The organism is Paenibacillus endoradicis (assembly GCF_024721975.1).
The window spans coordinates 670,890-689,273 of sequence record NZ_JANQBB010000002.1; the positions used below are offsets into that span (position 1 = coordinate 670,890).

Consider the following 18,384-nt stretch of genomic DNA (forward strand, 5'->3'; position numbering starts at 1 on the left):
AGGTCTAACGATTGGATCTACACTTCATTATTGGAGGGTTTTGTTTGAATCTACTCAACCTACAGCGGTAACGTCAGACTCATTAATACTACTTTATTATCTTCAAAATAAAGATGGAATTTCAAATAGTCTCCGATCTTATAGCTCCACTGAGAGTCATTTTCCAGATTCGATTTGCCTAGTGTTGTCAGTACTTCATCTTTCGTTAACCCAATCTTAATGCCATCCTTAGTTGCTACGCTATCTGATATAAATATAACTTCACGCTCAGATACTACCGCTATATCTTCGTAATATTTAATACTAGAAACTTTTCCTGATCCATTATCATAATAGTTAACTATATTCATTTCTTTAGAATCGTTCGATAAGTGCTCCTTCCATGTATGAAAATCCATGTCATCAATTACTAATTGTTCGTAATCATATTGAAAACTTTCATTTACTGTAGATATACTTTCAGCAGCCTCTTTCGAGGCATTAGAGTAAATTCGATCAATATTAGCTATTTCTGATTCTTGCTTATATTGTCCGTACATCATTTTCGCCACTTCATCAGTGGCATAATACAACGTGTCTCCTAGTTGGAACGTATTTTTGTTAATATCGTACGGGATGGCAACTATATTGTCGGTGCTATTAATATGGATCATCATATTATCATCTGCTATTGTTTGATCCTCTGCCTTGGCTACCGTTAGATCTAGCCAATACAAACTTTGTAATATGACATACTCTCTATTTTCAGGTACAGTGTACGGTTCGTTACTTCCATACTGTACAGTGATTGACTCAACTTTTTCAGAATCATATGATGGATCGTCTTGTAATGAACCTGTTAAATATTGTGGTTCAACTTCCTCAGATACCGAAAATTCGTCGTTGATGACTGTGTCAATATGCTCGTCACCACTTTTGGGTTTATTCGTGGTAGGAACTATCACTTCAAGGTCAGCACGTTCTACTTTGTCCTTATCGTTTTGCATAACTATCCAAAAGATACAACCAATTAAAATAATCGAAAGTGCAAAGATCCACCAAAACTTATTACTTTTAAATACTTGCACACTATCCCCCCTAAAAATTTTCATTCATCTTCCCAAGTAACTTCGCGGTAATAAGAAGTAGTTTTAACAGACTTTTTTTACAGTACATAGGATTGACGTTTCAGATATAATTTTTGTTCCATAAATTTCATTTAACCTTAAAATTTGTTTGTTTTTTGATATGCTAGATAGACGCTAAGGGGACATATCGATATTCCAATAACCGTTGTCTACTATTGATATGTCCTCTCCGCTACTGTGAAGTTAAGTCAAATAGAATATGTATTGTATGTTCGTTCAATCTAATGCACAATTATATGTAAATAATAGTTATAGAAAAGAGGAGTAATCGATGAGTACTACAATGAATGTATCCCTAGTGAGTAATAGTAAAGCTTTGCTTGGTGAAGGGCCTGTTTGGAATACGACAACTGGGCAACTTTATTGGCTTGATATATTAGAACATAATTTACATATTCATAATCCTGGACATCCTCAGAATGATGACATCATTACTATTCCACCATATATTAGTTCAGTTATTACTAGACAATCAGGTGGTATCGTATTAACGCTACAGGATGGTTTCTATAGTTATGATCTATCAACTAGAGAGTTAACATTACTAGCAGAAGTCGAGTCCTCCTTAACGGATAATCGATTCAATGATGGTAAATGTGATCCTAGAGGTCGCTATCTTGCAGGTACGATGTCCTTGTCCAACCAGTTATCAAAAGGATCACTTTATTCTATGGATCGTGAATACAAAGTTACGACTTTACTGACAGAAGTTAGCATATCTAATGGACTTGCATGGTCTGCCGAAGGCAATACATTATACTTTATTGATACACCTACTAGAAATGTAGTTGCTTTTGATTACGAATTAGAAACTGGACATATAAGTAATCGACGAGTTGTCGTTCAAATACCAGACCATCTCGGTTTTCCTGATGGAATGACAATCGATGCGGAAGGAATGTTATGGGTAGCACATTGGGGAGGTTGGTGTGTGACAAGATGGAATCCGCTGAACGGCCAATTGCTGCAAACTGTACCAGTCCCCGCTTCCCAAGTTACTTCTTGTACATTTGGTGGAACTGACTTAGACACCTTATATATTACTACCGCTCGTGTTGGACTTAGTGAGGAAGAACTTTCAAAACAGCCTGACGCTGGCGGACTATTCATCATTAAGCTAGGTATTACAGGTACATCATCTACTGCATTTGCAGGATAATTAGTATTGTCATATTCATATTCTATTACGAATGGAGTAAGTTCACGATGGAAGCAATGTGGGAAGCACTATTTCATCGCTTGCGAAAAGTCTCACCTATCCCTGATGAGGAGCTACTAGCTTTCAAGGAATTGTCTGTTGCTACAACTATTACTAAAAATGATCATTTCATTAGAGCTGGTGATTTTGCAGATTCCATCGGTTTTTGCGTGAGCGGATTATTTCGATTTTACTATACTACGCAAGATGGAGATGAATTCAACAAAAGCTTTTGCTCTGGCTATGATTTCATAGCTTCTTACAGTTCATTACTTATCAATGTTCCCTCTTACTTTTCCATTCAAGCTTTGCGAAATAGTGAAATAATTACGATTCGCTACAAAGACTTTCAATTATTGTACGCTCGGCATGTCTGTTGGGAAAGATTAGGGCGGATATTAATAGAGCAGTTATACGTTAAGAAAGAAATGCGGGAGCGTGAACTACTGCTACTTTCCGCTGAATCAAGATACTTGTTATTTCTCGAAAGGTACGGACACATGGTAAAGCATATTCCGCAATATCATATTGCCTCTTATCTCGGAATAACTCCTGTTGCATTAAGCAGAATTCGCAAAAAGTTAACCTAGGTTAATGAAAAAGTCTCCTCCAACCTCTACAATTAAGTAGAGAAAGGGGAGATTTTTTTGAAGCTTACAGGTCATACTATTTTAATAACAGGTGGCGCAGCAGGCATTGGGCTAGCGTTAACAGGAGAGTTTATTAAGCATGATAATCACATCATCGTCGTCGGCAGAGATAAACATAAACTGGATCAGTTAAAAACACGTTATCCAAGCATCACGACGTATATTTGTAATGTAGGAAATGAAGAGGATTTGAATCAACTCGTCAAACAGCTATATGACAATCATCCTCAACTAAACATTTTGATTAATAATGCAGGCATACAATATAACTTTTCATTTATAAAAGGTAATCATACCTCGTATCAAATTAATGAAGAAATTGCTGTGAATTTAAACGCACCAGTTCTGCTTGTATCGAAACTGCTCCCTTTACTTGCCCGTCAGAGAGAAGCAGCAATCGTTAATGTTTCATCGGGATTAGGTCTAGTTCCGAAAAAATCTGCCCCTGTATACTGCGCAACTAAGGCTGCTTTGCATATATTCACGAAAGCTCTTCGCTATCAACTTGTAAATACGAATATAAAAGTATTTGAAATTATCCCACCTGTGGTAGATACGAATATGACAATAGGCAGAGGAAATAATAAAATTTCAACAGATGAGCTGGCTTCGCAATTTCTTGCATTCTTCCAAAAAGATCGATTTGAAGTTCCTATTGGTAAAGTGAAATGGCTAATAGTAATTAATCGCTTGTTCCCTTCCATTGCAGAGCGAATATTGAAGTACAGCTAGACAATAAGAAGTTAGATAATAACTTGTAAGAAGTGAATTAAACATTAATAAGGATAGCCCCTCTTGAAAGGCTATCCTTATCGTAATCATCGTTATTGATCCGGTTGCTGCAACCCATTTCAATGATAAACAAAGAGAATTTGGTTGTCAGACATTAAACCATTCTTACTTCCCCAGTATGCCATTGCTTTTTGTAATCTAACGGGGAGCTTTATCGTATTGCCTGGTATGCGGAGTAATATTAAACACAAGACTGGATTACAAGAAATCAAGTTAGATATGCTAATGATGGTTACGGATTATGGGCAGTATGTCTCAAAGAAACGAATCAAATCATCGGAGACTGCGGTCTTGTCAAACAAATCGTAAATGACAGAACAGAGTCGAAATTGGGTTCACTAAGGAAAAAGAAACCTTTATTTTCGGTAAAAATCATTGTATTTATTCTAATATAGTGTGACTATGCTTGTTGATATTCCTTTACTCTGTATACACAATTTCTTCCGCCCACCAAAATATGCTCTTCCCTTTCGATCAAAACATGATTTCCAAGAATCGATTGAAAAAGTTTTAATTCATTGTTACATAAACCAGTACATGCAGCAGCAGCTTCACAGATCGGACAGTGCTTCTCAATTAATAAGAAACTCCCATCGTCTTGCTCCTTGACCTCTGCCATATATCCTTCCTTAGTTCGAATGGTAGCTAGTTTATCTAGTTTTCCCCTAACACTCGATGTATCTCCAATGTGCTGCAAATACTGCTCTTGCATATTTTTATCTCGGACAGCGAGAAGCTTATCTAGTCCCTCTTTTCCGAAAGCCTCTCTCATGGAATGAATTAAACTGACTGATAACTCCGAATAGCCACTTGGAAAGAAACGATTAGCCTCAGATGTCAACTTCCATAACTTCGCTGGTCTTCCCATAGGACGGGCTTCTTCTTCATAAATGACTAGTCCTTCTTCAAAGAGTCCATTAAGATGCTGACGAATAGCCATTCCCGATAATGAAAATTCGGTGGACAGTGCCATAACATCCATCGCTCCCTGTTGCTTAAGCAGATTAATAATCCCTCTCCGGGTTCTAATTGAAGCTTCTTTATTCGATTCATTCCGTTTCATATAAAATCCCCCTTTAAGTTAATTACCTCAAGGTCACTCCTTACATTTTAAATATAAATGTTGACAAAGTCAAAAACAAACTGTAGATTTTACTTTATAAACATTTATCTTTACAAAGTATTCAGATCTGTATTATACATAAAATTTCTTTTGGAGGACACATCTTATGAGTAATCATCAAAGTATTTTCAGCCCACGTTATTTTGCATTAACGATAGGAATTATCCTCTCTGTCATGGCTGTTGGATTCGAGGGCCTAGCAGTAACTACGATTGCCCCTGCGATCGCAAGTGATCTAAACGGCATTGAATTGTTTGGATGGATATTCAGTACTTACTTGCTTGCCCAGATTATTGGCACATTAGTTGTAGGTCGTATTATTGACATCAAAGGACCAGCTACACCTTTTACTTTTGCACTCGTATTATTTATCGCAGGACTTGTCATTGCTGCAATAGCAACCGATATGTTTATCATGATCATTGCACGAGCGATGCAAGGTCTAGGTGCTGGCGCTATGATGACATGCGTTTACACTGCGATTTCATTAAGTTATCCAGATGAATTACGTGCTAAGATATTAGGTGCATTTGGGACAGCCTACGTTCTACCTTCTATGCTCGGTCCATACATTGCAGGCTTAATTGCAAATCAGTGGTCATGGAGATATGTGTTTTGGGGTATATTACCGATCCTCGTTTTATCAGCAATACTAAGTTTACCGGCCTTCAGAAAATTAACTGCTAAAGGTTCTCAAGAAGGAAACGGAACTTCCTCAACCTGGATGGCTGTGTTATTAACGATAGGTACAGGAGTTTTTCTAATTGGTCTAGGAATGCTACCGAAGTTATTAGGGATTGGGCTTAGTATAGTAGGCATGGCGATAATGATACAGCCGTTACGTAAATTATTACCGAAGGGAACCCTTGCATTCCAAAGAGGTCTACCGGCTATTCTTGCGACACGTGGACTGTTCTTCGCAGCATATGTCAGCACACAAAATTTCCTTGTATTAGCTTTAATAGAGGTAAAAGGCTTATCTCCAGATAAAGCAGGATTAGTAGTAGCTAGCGCTGCACTAAGTTGGTGCATCTTTGCTTATCTTCAAGGACGATGGGATACGGCAGATCAAGGTAAGGGACGAAATCGAAGAATTGTTTTGGGCGTACTGTTACTTATCCTTGGATTCACTTGCGTATTTTGGATTCCGGCTGTAACGGTTACGATCGCAGTTATTGGACAAATCATTGCGGGGATTGGTATGGGATTAGCACATCCGACAAGCGGCGCAGTAGCATTTGCCCATGCTGGAGAAACAGGAGCTGGCGCAACTTCCGCAAATCTACAATTTGCAGACTCTTTCACACCAGGTGTCATTATTGGTATAGGTGGAGCTATTATTGCTATAACTCAAGCTTCTGGTATGACGATGCAAGCTGGATTAATTGTAACGATGGGTTTTCACCTATTGTTAATCATATTAAGTTTCTTCGCTAGTACGAGAATAGCAAAGTAACTATCCGGATAATTACAACCACAACAAAAAAGAGGGTTCATCACCCTCTTAACTTTTTTCGCCCTGTATTCAACGAATCAGTTCTCTGCTCCAATCAATCGATTGCGACCTGCAGCAACACCAAAAACAAGCAACAACATCGTGATAACTAGCAGTACGATTAGTGGTACATTCCATCCATTCGTCAAATCATGTAAAGCGCCGAATAATATTGGTCCTATCGCTGCCAATAGATATCCTACAGATTGAGCCATACCCGATAATTCAGCTGCATCATGTGCATTAGTCGTTCTTAGTCCAAATAAAGTCATCGCAATACTGAATGCACAACCTGAACCAATTCCTATAAAAATTGCCCACAGAAGAACCCGATCATTTCCAGATAGTAGACCTCCAATACCAACAGTGAAAGAAAGTGCAGTTATTATGGTTAGTGTGATTTGATTTTTCATACGTCCAGCAATAATAGGGACAATAAAAGTAACAGGTAGTAAAGCAAGTTGCATTATAGATAGTATCCATCCTGCATCATCCGAACTTATCCCTTGTGTTTTGAGTATATCTGGAAGCCAAGATACGATAACGTAGAAAAGCATAGATTGTAACCCCATGAATAGAGTCACATACCAAGCTAATGGAGACTTCCACAAATTCGTTCGGTGTTCAGTCGCCGTCGCTGTTTTCACTTTAATTTGCTGATGTTTTAATTGCGGAATCCAGAAGAGAAGAGCTACAAATGCTAGGATGCCCCAAATACCTAAAGCCCCTTTCCAACCTAATCCTGATTGATTAGCCAGCGGTACACTAATTCCTGAGGCAATAGCACCACTTAGATTCATTGCCACGGAATAAACACCGATCATTATTCCGATCTGCAAAGGATATTTTTCTTTGATTAAACTTGGCATCAATACATTGCAAATGGAAATTGCAAGTCCCAAAATCAATGTCCCCATTAACATTGAACCTATATTCCACGCTGAACGTAAACCAATGCCTATGACTAGCAACACTAGCGCTCCAAACAGAACTTTAGATATACCATATTTGCGAGCCAATTTCGGTGCAAGCGGCGATAGCAAGGCAAACGCAATTAATGGGAGCGTAGTAATCAAGCCAGCTAATGTATTCGATATACCCAAATCGTCACGAATAATCGATATTAAAGGACCTACCGAAGTTAAAGGAGCACGTAAATTCATTGCGATTAATACTATTCCTATAAGTAGTAACCAGCGTGTAATCTGCGAGCCCGCATTTGTTGTAATCATATGATGTTGTTCGGACTTCACTTATATTTCCTCCATATCCATTGCTTCTAGTATTTCGGTTAACACTGTCTTATCTACACTTCAGGAAGATAAGATGAATTCAATGCTAACATATTATAAATTATTTGAAAACTAATTGTAACTTTGATTGAACGCTACTATTTTTTCCAATGTTATAGAGGTATTTTACTTGTAATGTCAATCAAATTAAAAAAGTAGCCACTTCATCATTTGAAGTGGCTACTTTCCTGCTAGATACTATAATTTAAATCATTTATTATAACTTAAATTCATTGACGATACTACGCATCTTATCTGACATCTCTCGCAGACTATGGGACGATGCTGATATCTCTTCGATAGATGCAAGCTGTTCTTCGACGCTTGCATAAATCGTTTGTGTAGCAGAAGCAGAGTGAAGTGACACTTTCTCCACTTCGATAACCGAATCAGATATTTGCTTCGAACTCGCTGACATCTGCTCCACTGCAGCAGCAGATTCTTTCACTTGATCAACAACTGTTCGAGTTGCTTCCAAGATCCTCTCAAAAGCTTTCCCTGTTTCATCAATAGATTGAACTCCTGCTGCTACTTCACTTTGACCTTTATTCATTGATTCATGGGCACTTCCGATATTTCGTCTAATTTCCTCAATCGTTATAGAAATCTGCTCTACAGCTTCACTTGTTTGACCTGCTAATTTACGGACTTCATTAGCCACCACTGCAAATCCTCTACCATGCTCTCCTGATCGAGCGGCTTCAATAGCAGCGTTAAGTGCCAGCAAATTCGTATGTTCAGAAATAGCCTTAATCGTGCTGACGATTGTTCCAATCTCTTCTGAATGTTCATTAAGACCAGAAACAGCAATACTTAGCTCATTCACAGTTCCACTTACTGCTTTTATTTGCATAGAAGAGTTAATAATAAGTTGATTACCAGCATTGGCTTCTTCTAACGTCTGAATAGACATCTGATAGGCTTGACTAGAAGCTTCGGACACTCGCTCAATACCACTTACTAATTCTTCAATATCCTGTGAAGACTCTTGTGCAGCATTAACTTGTATCTCATTATTGTTTGCCAGATCATTAATTGATGATGACGTCTGATGGAGTGCCTCAGTTGTTTCATCTAATGTTGCTGATAACTGGTTAGATGAAGATGCCAACACATTCGAACTTGACGATAAACTCCCAACTAATTGACGAATATTCCCTAGTAATTGATTGAATGAACTTGCCAATTGACCAACCTCATCACGGTTACGTACATTCAATTCTTCAACTCTTAAATCACCTTGAGCTATTCTTTCAGCCTCACGTGCTATACGGGTAATTGGTTTAGAGATATGTTGGGCAAATAAGAGAATCACGACAGTACCAATTATTACACATACGATCAATGTGATGATGATACCTTTGAAAATATTTGTTTGCCCGGTATTATAATCTTGCATATAAGAACCAGCTGCTACTATCCATCCTGAAGATGGGGATAACTTAGCATACGTTATTTTGAGTGCTTCTTTCCCCGCATCATTAGACGAATTTTCTGATTTAGGTAGCGGCCAATTATAATAAGTAGTTCCTCCACCCTTCAGGGCTACCTCTATTAAATTCTGTATGTAATACGTTCCATCAGAAGTTTGTTTATCCCAAATGTTCTCACCTTCAAGCAAGGGATGCGCCAGAAGTTTTCCTTTGTTATCTAATATGAAAAAGTAACCATTTGATCCAAGATCGAAAGAGTCATTAATCGGACGAGTACCATCCTCATTTTTCTTCCCAAGAAGCATAGTTCGTACCTGTTCATGAGCATCCTCTTCTGTCAACAGTCCCAATTGAACGGAGTTTTCCAGATTTTCAATCAATGCTATCGCCAAGTTTACACTTGTACTTAATTTACTCTCAATTAAGGCATCTGTTTCTTTAATTGAAGCATTGTAAGCGACGCCTCCTAAAATTAAAACGGGAAGGATAAGTAAGGATAGTGACATCAAAAGCAGTTTTTTGCGAATCGTTAATCTCAGCGCCGTACGTGTAACTTTTTTCATTTTCTACGCCCCGCATCCAATTATCTATAATAACAGCACAATACTATAGTACTAAAATTGGAAAAATTAATCAAAAGAAACTTGTTATTACTGATAAAAAGATCTTTTTTTTACATTTACACAAAATTTATATAGTTCTTTCGTCTTATTCAATAAGTGTTCAGAGTATGTTGGTAAAGCCCAGTAATCTACCCTATTCTACATCCCTCATCAAATGTTAGAATAGAATTATGAAGTTCAATATATATAAGGAGCATATCAATTGAGATTACATCCTATTTACTTTTTACGTATAACAGGTCTTCTAGATGGTATTTCATTGTTAGTATTACTAGGTATTGCTATGCCTTTGAAATATATTTGGGGAATAGACCAAGCGGTAACGATTATGGGGAGTATTCATGGTGGAATTTTCATAACCTATGTACTGACTATACTATTTGCTGCAGTTCGAGTGAAATGGAGCATACTATGGCCTGTTGCTGCCCTAATCGCAGCTTTTATACCATTCGCAAACTTTGTCCTCGATTGGAAACTGAAGAAGGCCCAAGTCAACTATAGTGTTCAACCTTTTAACTACGCTCTAATTGTGTATAGTATTGTGTTCTTTTCTTTTATAGATTTGTTCGCACAACTACCAGTCATGAGCACATTTGCAACTTCTGTAGGCACTAGTACGTTTCTCGTAGGTTTTATCGTTGGCTTATATTCATTAACTAATACGTTCGGCAATATTTTATCTGGTATTATGACTGATAAAGTGGGACCTTTCAAAATACTTATGATTGGTTTGCTATTAACGAGTAGTGCATTATTACTTTACCGATTCGTCGATTCACCTGCATTATTAATCGTCGTTCGAATCATACACGGTTTTGTTGCTGGTCTCATTGTTCCCGCTGCATTTACATTCTCTGCGAATAGTACGATCAAAGAACAGCAAGGAAAAAAAGTCGCCTTCACAGGTACATTTGTCGGACTAGCTGCTATTATAGGTCCAGCTTTCAGCGGAATATTAGCAAGCAAAACATCCGTTCCATTCGTCTTTACATGTGTCGCTTTATTAGGACTATTACTAGCTATACTGGCTGCTATTTTTCTGCGTAAGCACAATCTATTGAAAAAAGATAACAGCCAAACGAACCTTCAATTAACCGGCACGATCTTCAATGCAGGTGTACTTAAAGCATATTTAGGTGCATTTTTCTTAATGTTCTCTCAAGGTGTTATTGCTTATTTACTACCTTTGCATGTTCAATCACTCGGTTATGATTCAAGATTAAGTGGCACATTAATGAGTACTTTCGGAATCGTTGCTGTACTAATTTTTGTGCTTCCTACTAACCGAATTTTCGATCGGGTTGCTCCATCAAAAACGATGACTATTGGCATTGGTTTAATGGGAATTAGTCAGCTGTTAATTAGTCAATCAACGACGAACCTATCACTTCACGTTGTTTTGGGTCTGTACGGAGTAGGTTTTGCCCTTTTGTTCCCATCTATTAATACGATGCTCATTAAAGCTACTCCAGCAGAACTACGTGGAAAAGCTTATGGTTATTTCTACGCTGCATTCTCTTTAGGGGTTGTTGCAGGATCTTCCGTTTTAGGCTGGCTACCTTTAACCATCACTGAAGGGTTTGTGTTAACAGGAATTATTCTGTTGCTATTTGCAACTTATGTCATCTTCAACAAGCATAGAGACCTCACTTTGAATCACTAGCGTCGATAAAGTTGATTGGAGCGGTGAGAGGTACCAGCAATGCTGATCTAACTAATAAATTAGGGGATATGCTTAACGTCGATACATTGACGTTAAGCATATCCCCTTTTGTTAAATGTTGATGTCAGAATTAAAATATATCTTCAACAACTGTACTCGCGACTATAGATAGTTACTTCTTAGCTTGAACTTGGAACATATAATCCGTGAAATCAGCAATCGTTGGATTATTTCCATAATGTCCGCCTTCAACTTGAATTGTTTGACCAGTAATAAATTTAGATTCATCTGATGCCAAGAATAATACAGTGTAACCAATATCGTCAGCTTCACCATGGTAAGGCAGTGCGTTGAACTTTCCGAAAATATCAAGAACTGCTGGTGGCATATTTTTCTCGGCTGCAGGTGTCAAGATTAGACCAGGAGCTACACCATTACAACGAATTTTATGTTTACCATATTGAGCAGCGATATATTTTGTTAGATTGACAACAGCACCTTTGGAAGCACCATATGCTGTACGCGTTACATCTCCAGCGAATCCAGCCATTGAAGCAGTATTAATTATAGAACCTCCACCTGCTTTAATCATATATGGAAGAGCAAAACGGCTACCAAGCAGCACACTCTTCAGGTTTACATCCATTAGATGATCCCATTCTTCCAAATCCATATTGATTACGTCTAGATCCTTACGCAAATTAGTTAACCCAACGTTATTATGAAGAACATTAATTGTTCCGTATGTTGCAACCGTAAACTCTACGGCTTCCTTGATAGACTCCTCTTTACCTGCATCTAGAAAAACTCCAGAAGCTTCGAAGCCCTGACTTTTAAGACTCGTTGCTGCTTCTACAGCCGCATCAACATTGAAATCGGCAATAACTACTTTAGCGCCTTCTTGTGCTAGTAGTGTAGCTGCAGACAATCCAATTCCTGAAGCTCCACCAGTTATCAATGCTACCTTACCTTGAACTCTTCCCATTATGAAAATCTCCTTTGATGTCTGAATGAATTTTGAGAAAGCAAGATGCCAATATTATGTTCAAACGAATTAGAAGCTATGCTTACTTCAACTTTAGTACAACGAGAAATTATATACCATATCAATATAAATTAAAAGCTTTAAACACATAATAACGAATGCTTTTCTCTATAATAATGACCGAACTGAATATCAATTGCTTCCTACAAGTGAAGATACAACACAAAGCGATTTCGATCTTTCCTTTAATACTGGGTTCTATCCAACCTTCTATTTCATGCAAGCAGCATTACCTTATTTGAAAGAAACAAAAGGTAAAATTATTAACTTTGCTTCCGGGGCAGGTATTAATGGAGACGCTAATCAAGTTTCTTATGCTGCCGCAAAAGAAGCTATTCGTGGAATTACTCGTGTCGCTGCTAACGAATTTGGTCCCTTTGGTATCAATGTAAACATAATTGCACCCATTGCCAAATCTCCTGGTTTGATCGAATGGGCTGAAAAAAATCCTGCGTATTATCAAAGTATGCTTGATAAAATTCCAATGCGAAGACTTGGTGAACTTGAAGAAGATATTGGACGAGTTGCCGTATTTCTAGCTAGCGAAGATTCTGATTATATTACAGGACAAACAATTATGGTTGTTGGTGGATCGATAAAATTACGTTAATGTTTGCATAGATTAGAGAATAATGGTTCTCACTTTAGATCATGATAAAAGGTATAATTGTCGAAATGAGGAATGCAACATGACACAGCATAAAAGGAAAATCCATTACGCTTGGTGGGTATTACTTGGAGTAGCTTTAATCGTAGGTTTAGCCAAGGGTGGGATTATGACAGCCGGAGGTCTATTTCTAACACCCGTTACTCAAGATTTAGGTATTGGGATGGGAAGTTTGTCGCTCTACTTCAGTATTTCCTCAATTGTAACTATGCTCTTCCTTCCTATTGCTGGTAAATTAATGAGTAAATACAATATTCGTTTAGTATTGATTATTGGTATTATATTACAAGCGGGATCGTTTGCTATGTTTGGTCTCATGAATTCGGTATGGGGATGGTATTTGTTCTGTATTCCAATGTCAATCGGTTCGGTCTTTGTCGCTCAAATGGCTGGCCCTGTATTAATCAATAACTGGTTCAAAAAACATAATGGCTTAGCAATGGGGATTATGGTCGCATCAGGTGGCTTGTTCGGCGCGATTCTTCAACCTATGGCAGGCAACTTGATCGCAAGTCATGGTTGGAGATATACTTACATCTTTCTAGGAGTACTAGTCATGGCAATTGTCATTCCAACTGTACTACTAACGATTAGAATGGCGCCACAACAAAAAGGTCTCCAGCCTCTTGGTATAGAGGAAGTTAGAGACAATGACAAAAAAGATGTTAGGCAAGTTGAAGCTAAAGGAGTTAAGTCATCTGTAGCACTCAAATCTTCGGCATTTTATTCGTTGCTTATCTTCTTCTTCTTTGTTACTTCTATAGGGAGCTTTGGTCAATTTGTAGCACCTTTTGCTATGAACATAGGTTATAATATTTCCTTTGCTGGCTCTGCAATGGGTGGTTGGCAAATTGGAACTTTAGTTGGGGCTCTAACGTTCGGAATATTATCCGATAAAATTGGAGCTAAAAGCACCGCAATTTTTGCGATGATTGTAGGTTTAGTTCCTGTAATAATGCTTATAACCGTTGCAAATAAACCAGCGATGTTTAATATAGCTATCGCTATCTTTGGCTTCATCGTAGCATCTATGGGAACGTTAGGACCATTGCTAACAACTGCTTTATTCGGAAATAAAGAATACAGCCAAATCTACTCGACTGCTGTTATAGGGTTAGCTATTGCTGGTATGGTGGCATTGCCTGCATATGGATACATTGCTCAGATCACTGGCAGCTATACATCAATCTTATATGCCGTTGGTCTTATGATGATAATTAATGTGATCGCTGTACTCTTCGCTTTTAAAGGTAAAAAGAAACTTGAAGCAGCTGGCTTGTGGGATTAAAGATAGTCATGAGGGCTAGTGTAGCAAGTCAAACAAATAGCCGGGGCTAATATGCCTTGGCTATTTGTTGATGTTCCCTATGACTACTAATTTATACGGTGAAAAATACGAAGTTCTACTGATCGCAATCATTGAGCATCGTTACTTGAATGTAATGTAAAACTTTTAGCTACACTTACAGCGGTTTGTTCATCAACATCTTGCGTATAAAAATAAAGGTCATATGCCTTATTTTTGTCTTTCATAATAAAATAAAAATGTAATGTTTCCGTTACCGTTGTATCACCAGATGCTGCTGGAGGTGTTTGTTGTATCTTTTCCTGTATGACTTCCGTAAAAAAACCATTCAATGCATGAGATTCAATAACTTCTGTATGGTTATTTCGTAATTGTGATAGAGGTTGGTCTGGATAGTATGGGGTTACACCAAGTTCGCCTATTACTTTTCCATTTTCCTCAAAAGACAGTGACGCGAAAGGAAGTTTTACTATAGACCAATGTTCAGGAGTATCTAGTTTATATTGATCTAGCTGTTTACTTTCGGCTATCTCATGATCTTTGACCTTCCCTGCACTTGCCCCTAATATTACAGCGCTGCATGTAACAACCAGAAGTAGCAGTAATGAAATGAACGTCAACAATTTGGACTTCTTATTGTAAGCCATTATCGCCAACAGCCGTTCCTTTAAATGCTTTTTCTCTTCGCACATCGTTACTTGTAATGCTCCGAGAGCATACTTTTGCTCCGCAACAACTGCAATTAACGTATCACCATAGTCTTGTTTTTGCTCTGTATTTAAGTTTTTAATTACCGCCTCATCACATGACAATTCACAAGCACGATTAATTTCCTTTTTGATGATATACATAAGTGGGTTAAACCAGTGGATAGATGTAACGATCATTGTCAGCCATTTCATAAAGAGATCAAATCGTCTTAGGTGGGTAAGTTCATGGAGTAAAATATTTGTAAGTTGTTGTTCATTGTATTTATAATCTGGAATTACGATTTGAGGTCTTATTATGCCAATCAATATCGGTGTGGTTATAAAGCGATTACGTACAAGCGTGACCTTCGTTCTCCCCTTAGTTAACGTAGCTAATAATTTATTATCATCATCAGAAGTAGTTATATTTCTTTGTTTTAACTGTTTCGAAAATCTAGCATATCCAATCAAATTTACAGTAAGGGCAAAGATAACACCAAATAACCAAATATAAAAAATAGATTCTATAACTAGATCAGTGAAATATCTATTATGGTCAATATCATTATTATAGACACCGTTTGCAACATTTCCCTGAACATTAGGTAATGTCAATGAGCCTAATATATTCCCGCTACTACTATCATCTTGTTGAACATTCCCTTGCGAATTGTTCACTTCAGTAGTTTGATAACTATACATCAACTGATCAATAATACTTCCTTCGAATGAGAATGGTATGATTAATCGCAGTAATACTACGATCCATATGTAATATTGAATCGACTTAGATAGTCTATGCTTAATAATAGGCTTTATTGCAAACAGCAGAAGTGCAAGAATACTTCCTGATAAGGAAAGTGAGAGAATAAGTTTAGCTATCTCGTTCACTTCTATCACCTACCTTAAATAAAGATCGAAGTTCCTCGATATCAGTTTCATTAAGTTTTTTGCTACCTAAAAGAGAAGCTACAAGATTTTTGGCACTCCCTGCAAACAAGCGATCAATTAAGCTCTGAGTATTATATTCGCTATACTCTACCTCACTTACTAATGATCTATAATAGAACACTTCTTTTTGAGTTGCTACAACTACCCCCTTTTCACACAGTCTGCGAAGTAATGTTTTAATCGTAGAACTTTCCCATGTACTCGTCTGCTCAAGTTTTTTTCTAATCTCAGCAATAGGAAGCTCATCATTCGTGTCCCATAATACACGCAAAATTTCAGCCTCAGAATCAGATATTTTAGCTACTAATTTGTTCAGATTTATCACTCCTTAAAGGTTACAGTTGTAACTTCATTTATAGTTTACACTTGTAACCTCTAGATGTAAATAGATGGTCATTATTTTCTGACTTCTATATTTCCTATTTAAGGGTGGTTTCAATCTTAGTTATTTTCGTTTCATACTACGAATTTTCTTTTTCGTATCCAGATCGATTCGGGTAGATTCTGTAATCTTTTGCAAAGCTTTATTGTATGTGAAATTATCTAGTGTATTATCCTTTAAGTAGATCATTGTACTCTCAGGTAATTTAACATAACAAATCGAGACGGCCCAAGCGACCGCCATCTTAACATAGTAGCCATCGTGACTAATACTATCTAGTATTTCCAACACTTTATCGATATATTGCTCATCAATATAATAGAAAATAAACATAACGACGCCAAAGCGTATTTCATATTCTTTATTCGACACTAGATGCGTTTGCAAAAACACCCATACCAGATTTCTATTGTCATGAGTGAACTTTAAGCCTGTACAAAAACTATCGCAAACCGACCAATTATCAATTTTAGGAACAAATGTAGATATATAATTTAATCGTTCTTCAATATCCGTTTGCACATAACCGATAACCATACCTTGCAGCATAATTTCTTCAAAATACTGATGATCCGCCTTTTCTAGATAAGTTCTCCAATCATTCTTTGCAAGTTTTCGTGCTATTTTGCGCAGCTCTGGTAGACGAACGCCTAATACATTATTAATATTCGGGATCAATGCTGCCGAAAATTTCTGATACTCTTCTTCTGCCAAATCTATTAATTGCTCTTTCATTGTCGTCATTGTTAATCACACCACCTTTATTATTTAAATGTAACTTGCTATAAATAAATCGATGCTATTGCATTAACTGGAACATATAGCTCTACTATACAATATAGAATACTACTATATTCATTTAATCGAATATGATAGCAAAATAACGAAATATACAACGGTTTTGATTCATTTAAGACTCATGTTTTACTGGAAATGAAAAAATAAAAAATCACTTCGCAAATTACGAAGTGATTTTGGCATACATTATTTATTTCTTCATAACAGGAATCCATACTTCACAATACTCTCTACCACTCTCAGCTGTGCCGTATATCTCGAACTGAGGACCATGAACTTGCTCATAATTTGCTATTGGGAACCATTCGCTAAATATCCGCTTCCACAACGATTGAACCTGCTCTGTCGTTTGATCTTTCGTATATTCTACTGTAGTGAAGATTACCCATGTTAGCGCAGGAATTGCAACAGAAGTATATCCTTCTGGTGCACCTCCTAATGGCATATTAGCATAAAGCATATAAGGGAATGTCATCCCACCAGTTTCACGATAACACATTACTGCATTAACAGGTGAAATTCCGCTGCTTGAAATAGGTTGATCTAACTCACCGATAATTCGGTCAATTGTTCCTTCAGCAAAGGCTTTAGTCCAAATCTCAGGGATCTGCCTTAGATTTTCACCATTTTCAGTAGTAACAATGGATTCAACTCCAAAAATAGAAAAAGCTTCTTTCTCAACAATTTTATAATTCATTTCTTCAACTCCCTTAATTGAAATTTGAAAGGATATGCGAGGATATGTTTTGAGACTGACACCCTGACTACGTGATGTAGTTGGTGTAATACCATGTAACTTTTGAAATGCTCGGGCGAATGCTTCCGGTGAATCGTAGCCATATTTAAGTGCAATATCAATTACTTTAACACTGCTCCCTTGCAGGTCAAACGCCGCAAGCGTTAATCGTCTGCGTCTAATATATTCTGACAATGGGATTTCAACGATAAATGAAAACAAACGTTGAAAATGATAGACTGAGCAACAAGCAATTTCCGCTGCTACTTCATAGTCGATTTCCTCTGTAAGGTTATCTTCGATATAACTAATGGCACCGTTCATTCTTTGCAGCCAATCCATACTCCTCCTCCTTTTCTCTTAAGAATAGATGAAAAAAATTTATGTATCCTAGCTTTTCATGCACGATTGTGC

The 18,384-nt window shown here is 37.3% G+C and carries 15 protein-coding genes and 2 pseudogenes; 8 read left to right on the top strand and 9 right to left on the bottom strand.

Annotation, left to right across the window (positions count from 1 at the left end):
• Positions 1-59: 59 nt before the first annotated feature.
• On the bottom strand, positions 60-1,067 hold the full coding sequence (locus NV377_RS09010; RefSeq protein ID WP_258200867.1) for a hypothetical protein: 1,008 nt from the start codon (positions 1,065-1,067) through the stop codon (positions 60-62).
• A gap of 331 nt (positions 1,068-1,398) precedes the next feature.
• On the opposite strand from NV377_RS09010, the gene NV377_RS09015 reads away from it, so the two are divergent.
• The 4 genes and pseudogenes from NV377_RS09015 to NV377_RS25915 form a co-directional block, all read left to right on the top strand.
• Entirely contained in the window at positions 1,399-2,286 is an 888-nt protein-coding gene (locus tag NV377_RS09015) for an SMP-30/gluconolactonase/LRE family protein (RefSeq protein ID WP_258200868.1), read from the top strand.
• Positions 2,287-2,333: 47 nt separating this feature from the next.
• On the top strand, positions 2,334-2,915 hold the full coding sequence (locus tag NV377_RS09020; RefSeq protein WP_258200869.1) for a Crp/Fnr family transcriptional regulator: 582 nt from the start codon (positions 2,334-2,336) through the stop codon (positions 2,913-2,915).
• Between the two features lie 57 nt (positions 2,916-2,972).
• Positions 2,973-3,707 carry an SDR family oxidoreductase gene (locus NV377_RS09025; protein WP_258200870.1) on the top strand — a complete coding sequence of 245 codons (735 nt, stop codon included), beginning with the start codon at positions 2,973-2,975 and terminating at the stop codon, positions 3,705-3,707.
• A gap of 245 nt (positions 3,708-3,952) precedes the next feature.
• Positions 3,953-4,069 (top strand): annotated as a pseudogene (locus NV377_RS25915) (GNAT family N-acetyltransferase); the annotation flags it as partial.
• Between the two features lie 98 nt (positions 4,070-4,167).
• Here the strand turns inward: NV377_RS25915 and NV377_RS09035 are convergent.
• Positions 4,168-4,830, bottom strand: coding sequence for a helix-turn-helix transcriptional regulator (locus NV377_RS09035; RefSeq protein ID WP_258200871.1), 663 nt, complete (start codon positions 4,828-4,830; stop codon positions 4,168-4,170).
• A 166-nt stretch (positions 4,831-4,996) separates the two neighbouring features.
• On the opposite strand from NV377_RS09035, the gene NV377_RS09040 reads away from it, so the two are divergent.
• Positions 4,997-6,346: an MFS transporter gene (locus NV377_RS09040; RefSeq protein WP_258200872.1), complete on the top strand. Its 1,350-nt coding sequence runs from the start codon at positions 4,997-4,999 to the stop codon at positions 6,344-6,346.
• Between the two features lie 77 nt (positions 6,347-6,423).
• On the opposite strand, the gene NV377_RS09045 is transcribed toward NV377_RS09040, so the two are convergent.
• Entirely contained in the window at positions 6,424-7,617 is a 1,194-nt protein-coding gene (locus NV377_RS09045) for a CynX/NimT family MFS transporter (RefSeq protein ID WP_258201157.1), read from the bottom strand.
• Positions 7,618-7,894: 277 nt separating this feature from the next.
• Positions 7,895-9,673, bottom strand: a complete 1,779-nt coding sequence (locus NV377_RS09050; protein WP_258200873.1) for a methyl-accepting chemotaxis protein — start codon at positions 9,671-9,673, stop codon at positions 7,895-7,897.
• 262 nt (positions 9,674-9,935) lie between these two features.
• On the opposite strand from NV377_RS09050, the gene NV377_RS09055 reads away from it, so the two are divergent.
• Positions 9,936-11,396, top strand: a complete 1,461-nt coding sequence (locus NV377_RS09055; RefSeq protein WP_258200874.1) for an MFS transporter — start codon at positions 9,936-9,938, stop codon at positions 11,394-11,396.
• Positions 11,397-11,568: 172 nt separating this feature from the next.
• Here the strand turns inward: NV377_RS09055 and NV377_RS09060 are convergent, their stop codons facing one another.
• Positions 11,569-12,381 (bottom strand): SDR family NAD(P)-dependent oxidoreductase, encoded by an 813-nt coding sequence (locus tag NV377_RS09060; RefSeq protein ID WP_258200875.1) that lies wholly within the window; start codon positions 12,379-12,381, stop codon positions 11,569-11,571.
• Between the two features lie 211 nt (positions 12,382-12,592).
• Between NV377_RS09060 and NV377_RS09065 the strand changes: the two are divergent.
• Together NV377_RS09065 and NV377_RS09070 are read left to right on the top strand one after the other, a co-directional pair.
• Positions 12,593-13,051 (top strand): annotated as a pseudogene (locus tag NV377_RS09065) (SDR family NAD(P)-dependent oxidoreductase); the annotation flags it as partial.
• A 79-nt stretch (positions 13,052-13,130) separates the two neighbouring features.
• Positions 13,131-14,396, top strand: coding sequence for an MFS transporter (locus NV377_RS09070; RefSeq protein ID WP_258200876.1), 1,266 nt, complete (start codon positions 13,131-13,133; stop codon positions 14,394-14,396).
• Positions 14,397-14,524: 128 nt separating this feature from the next.
• On the opposite strand, the gene NV377_RS09075 is transcribed toward NV377_RS09070, so the two are convergent.
• The 4 genes from NV377_RS09075 to NV377_RS09090 all read right to left on the bottom strand — a co-directional run bounded on the left by NV377_RS09075 (position 14,525) and on the right by NV377_RS09090 (position 18,312).
• Complete coding sequence (locus NV377_RS09075) at positions 14,525-15,994, bottom strand: M56 family metallopeptidase (protein ID WP_258200877.1); 1,470 nt, start codon at positions 15,992-15,994, stop codon at positions 14,525-14,527.
• A complete protein-coding gene (locus tag NV377_RS09080) occupies positions 15,978-16,379 on the bottom strand; it encodes a BlaI/MecI/CopY family transcriptional regulator (RefSeq protein WP_258200878.1) in 402 nt (133 codons plus the stop codon). Before NV377_RS09080 ends, NV377_RS09075 begins: the two co-directional genes overlap by 17 nt.
• A gap of 120 nt (positions 16,380-16,499) precedes the next feature.
• On the bottom strand, positions 16,500-17,180 hold the full coding sequence (locus NV377_RS09085) for a DNA alkylation repair protein (RefSeq protein ID WP_258200879.1): 681 nt from the start codon (positions 17,178-17,180) through the stop codon (positions 16,500-16,502).
• Positions 17,181-17,424: 244 nt separating this feature from the next.
• On the bottom strand, positions 17,425-18,312 hold the full coding sequence (locus NV377_RS09090) for an AraC family transcriptional regulator (protein ID WP_258200880.1): 888 nt from the start codon (positions 18,310-18,312) through the stop codon (positions 17,425-17,427).
• Between the last annotated feature and the right edge of the window lie 72 nt (positions 18,313-18,384).

Excerpts from the sequence above, each read along its gene's own strand:
- NV377_RS09090 (WP_258200880.1), bottom strand. The coding sequence starts at position 18,312 with ATGGATTGGCTGCAAAGAATGAACGGTGCCATTAGTTATATCGAAGAT.
- NV377_RS09060 (WP_258200875.1), bottom strand. The coding sequence starts at position 12,381 with ATGGGAAGAGTTCAAGGTAAGGTAGCATTGATAACTGGTGGAGCTTCA.
- NV377_RS09045 (WP_258201157.1), bottom strand. The coding sequence starts at position 7,617 with ATGATTACAACAAATGCGGGCTCGCAGATTACACGCTGGTTACTACTT.
- NV377_RS09035 (WP_258200871.1), bottom strand. The coding sequence starts at position 4,830 with ATGAAACGGAATGAATCGAATAAAGAAGCTTCAATTAGAACCCGGAGA.
- NV377_RS09040 (WP_258200872.1), top strand. The coding sequence starts at position 4,997 with ATGAGTAATCATCAAAGTATTTTCAGCCCACGTTATTTTGCATTAACG.
- NV377_RS09070 (WP_258200876.1), top strand. The coding sequence starts at position 13,131 with ATGACACAGCATAAAAGGAAAATCCATTACGCTTGGTGGGTATTACTT.
- NV377_RS09015 (WP_258200868.1), top strand. The coding sequence starts at position 1,399 with ATGAGTACTACAATGAATGTATCCCTAGTGAGTAATAGTAAAGCTTTG.
- NV377_RS09085 (WP_258200879.1), bottom strand. The coding sequence starts at position 17,180 with ATGACGACAATGAAAGAGCAATTAATAGATTTGGCAGAAGAAGAGTAT.
- NV377_RS09020 (WP_258200869.1), top strand. The coding sequence starts at position 2,334 with ATGGAAGCAATGTGGGAAGCACTATTTCATCGCTTGCGAAAAGTCTCA.
- NV377_RS09050 (WP_258200873.1), bottom strand. The coding sequence starts at position 9,673 with ATGAAAAAAGTTACACGTACGGCGCTGAGATTAACGATTCGCAAAAAA.